This is a genomic window from Rhodococcus sp. P14, from assembly GCF_000256505.1.
Taxonomy (GTDB): domain Bacteria; phylum Actinomycetota; class Actinomycetes; order Mycobacteriales; family Mycobacteriaceae; genus Rhodococcus; species Rhodococcus ruber.
The window spans coordinates 1-3,072 of the sequence record NZ_AJFC01000191.1 but is presented as its reverse complement, the minus strand read 5'-3'; the positions used below and the strand labels follow the sequence as shown (position 1 = coordinate 3,072).

The window sequence follows — 3,072 nt, the reverse complement described above, 5'->3', positions numbered from 1 at the left end:
GACAGTGGTCCGGGCGGACTGGTTCGATCAGAACTTCGACGAGGGCTTCCTGCGCGACGCCGTGCTCGCCGGCGACGTCGTGGTGCCGCTCGGCGACGTCCGGCAGGCGTTCAACGACGCCGAGGACATCGCCGCCGTCGCGGTGGTGGCTCCGACCGAGCCCGGTCATGCGGGTCGCACGTACGAGCTGAGCGGACCCGACGCGTTGTCGTTCGGGGAGGCGACGGCGATCGTCGCCCGCGAGTCGGGGCGGCCGGTGCGTTACCGCGGCGAGCCCGACGCCTACCTCGAGACCATGACCGGTTTCGGTCTGGACCGGGCGCAGGTGCTTGCCGAGATCGAGGCCTTCGAGGCGCTGCGGGCGACCGGCGACGTCACCCCGAACGACGTCGTCGCCGAGGTGACGGGCCGGCCATCGATCTCGTTCGAGACCTACGCGCGCGGCGCGGCGGCGCGCGGCGCCTGGGCCTGACCACGCAGCGCGGCCAGCGCGTCGATCCGCTCGACGGCCTCGGTGACGATGCGGTCGATCAGCTCCTGGCAGCTGGGCAGGTCGTCGAGCATGCCGACGACCTGCCCGGAGGCGAGCACACCGGCCTCGGTGTTGCCCTCGACGAGCCCGGCCTTGAGCAGCATGGGGGTGTTGGCCGCCATGATGATCTGCTGCCACGTGCGGTCGCTCGCCCGCTTCATCGCGATGCCGTCCTTGACGAGCGTCGACCACTTCATCCCGGTCATGGCCTTGAACTTGGCCGCGTTCCTGGCGGCGGCGGCGAGGCCCTTCGCGTAGCTGCCGCGTTCGAGGCTGTCCACGAGCTCGGTGTTGAGCACGCGGTGCGGCATGCCGTCGACCTTGACCGAGACCGTCGTGTCCTGCAGGCCCCGGCCCAGGTACTCCTGCTTCACCGAGTCGGGCACGGCGCTGTCGCTGGTGAGCAGGAACCGGGTGCCCATGGCGACGCCGGCCGCCCCGTAGGCGAGCGCCGCTGCCAGGCCCCGGCCGTCGAAGAACCCGCCGGCCGCGACGACCGGGATGTCGACGGCGTCGAGCACGCTCGGCAGCAGCAGCGTGGTGGCCACCGGTCCGGTGTGCCCGCCGCCTTCGCCGCCCTGCACGATCACCGCGTCGGCGCCCCACGAGGCAACCTTCACCGCGTGCTTCGCGGCGCCGATGGACGGGATCACCACGACGCCGTGATCCTTGAGCTCGGCGATCAGTTCCTTCCTGGGCGCGAGCGCGAAGGACGCGACCTTGACGTTCTCGCGGATGAGCAGGTCGATGCGCTGGGCGGCGTCGGACGCATCGGCCCGGATGTTCACGCCGAAGGGCTTGTCCGTCGCCGCCTTCGTCTTCGCGACGGCGACCTCGAGTTCCTCGTACGTCATCGTCGCCGACGCCAGGATGCCGAGGCCACCCGCGTTGGAGGTGGCGGCGGTCAGCCGGGGGCCGGACACCCAGCCCATGCCGGTCTGGACGATCGGATGCTCGATGCCGACCAGGTCGGTCAGGGCCGTCGTCAGGCGCGGACTCATACCGCGACCTCCCGGTCTCGCAGCCCACGCGGATCGAGGACCTCACGGATCAGGCGCAGTTCCTCGGCGGTGGGCTCCCGGGTGAGGCCGGCCTCGTCGAGGCCCGCCACCTCGAAGGAGGTGTTCTCGGCGACCTGCTCGGCGGTGACCCCGGGGTGCAGGGTCAGCGCCCGGAACGTGTGGCCGGGACCGCCGAAGTCGAACGAGCCGAGGTTGGTGACGACCCGGTGCAGGTGCAGGAACCGGAACGCCGGGTTGGCCGGATCGACCTTGTCGTAGCCGACACCCGAGACGATGTCGACCTTGTCGCAGAACACGCGCGTGTTGTGCTTGCCGACCCAGTAGCTCGTCGCGTGGTTGATGGTGTTGCCGGGGGCGCCGCGCACGCCGAACATCTGCCGGGTGGGGTGCTGCAGCGGCCCGAACGCCGACAGGTTCTGGTTGCCGTGCCGGTCGATCTGGTTGGCGCCCATCACGACGTGGCGTCGGCCGGAGGCGACGACGTCGAACACCTTGCGGAACGGCATCCAGCCTTCGATCGGGCCTTTCGCGCCGACGGCGGGGGTGTCGGCGAGGATCAGGGCCTCGCCGTCGGTGATGAGCAGGTCCGGTTCGGTGGTCAGCCGGGCGAGGCGGGCGCCGATGAGCGGCAGGGTCGCCATCGGGCTGGCCATGATCTCGCCGGCGCCGGCGAAGATCTCGGCGCATGCGATGGCGCAGTACTCGGCGCGGGTCACCGTGCCGGAGGTCGCCGGGGTGGTCGTCTCGGTCATGCCTGCTCCTCGCTGAAGGCCTGCACTGCGGCCTGGTAGTCGTCCTCGCTGCCGGAGAGGAACCGGTCGACGAACCCCTGCCACGTCTGCGGGTCCTTCGCCGATTCGGCGTAGTGGCGCTGGAACTTCTCGTCGCGGCCGTAACTGTCGCCGGCAAGGGTGAAGTGGGCGCCGTTCGGTGCCTCGACGACCCCGTCGACCATCATGCGGTTGAGGACGAGGGACTGCAGCGGAACGGACTTGACGAGTTCCTCGGTCTCGACGATGCGTTCGACCGAGACGTACCGCTTCTCGGCAGCCAGGCAGTACAGGTCGTCGAAGTAGGGGTCGACACCGGTGTAGGCGGCGTTGCCGTGCGCATCGCCGAGGTTCAGATGCACCAGGGCCGCATCGAGATTCAGCGCCGGCATCGCGATCAGCGTCTCGGCCTCGCCCGACTCGCCGGGGTACGGCGAGGTGACGGTCTGCAGCTCGCCCTCCCAGAAGTCGACGACGGCCGAGCCCAGGCCGGCGCGGATCGGCAGGAACGGCAGCCGCGCGGCGGCCGCCTCGAGGCCGCACTTGACCATGCCCTCGTCCATCTCCCGCGCGACGATCTCCCCGTTCGTGCGGGCCTTGGCGAACCACGGGTCGTAGAACGGGGCCGAGTCGAGGGAGACGAACCCGTAGTACGCCTTCTTCACCTTCCCGGCCGAGCACAGCAGGCCCAGGTCCGGGCCCCCGTAGGTCACGACCGTCAGGTCCGTCAGATCCGAGCGCAGGATCG

4 protein-coding genes are annotated in these 3,072 nt (G+C 70.5%); 1 reads left to right on the top strand and 3 read right to left on the bottom strand.

Annotated features, from left to right (window positions below):
• The coding region (locus OEY_RS28470; protein WP_043805423.1) for an NmrA family protein at positions 1 to 472 on the top strand (472 nt) is incomplete at its 5' end.
• Here OEY_RS28470 and OEY_RS0113965 read toward each other — a convergent pair.
• The 3 genes from OEY_RS0113965 to ipdA form a co-directional block, all read right to left on the bottom strand.
• A complete protein-coding gene (locus tag OEY_RS0113965) occupies positions 433 to 1,533 on the bottom strand; it encodes an NAD(P)H-dependent flavin oxidoreductase (protein ID WP_010594477.1) in 1,101 nt (366 codons plus the stop codon). The genes OEY_RS28470 and OEY_RS0113965 overlap by 40 nt on opposite strands.
• A complete protein-coding gene (gene ipdB, locus OEY_RS0113960) occupies positions 1,530 to 2,306 on the bottom strand; it encodes a cholesterol ring-cleaving hydrolase subunit IpdB (protein WP_010594476.1) in 777 nt (258 codons plus the stop codon). Before ipdB ends, OEY_RS0113965 begins: the two co-directional genes overlap by 4 nt.
• Positions 2,303 to 3,072, bottom strand: a 770-nt coding sequence (gene ipdA, locus OEY_RS0113955; protein WP_010594475.1) for a cholesterol ring-cleaving hydrolase subunit IpdA, incomplete at its 5' end; no start/stop codon positions are given. The genes ipdB and ipdA, both read right to left, overlap by 4 nt.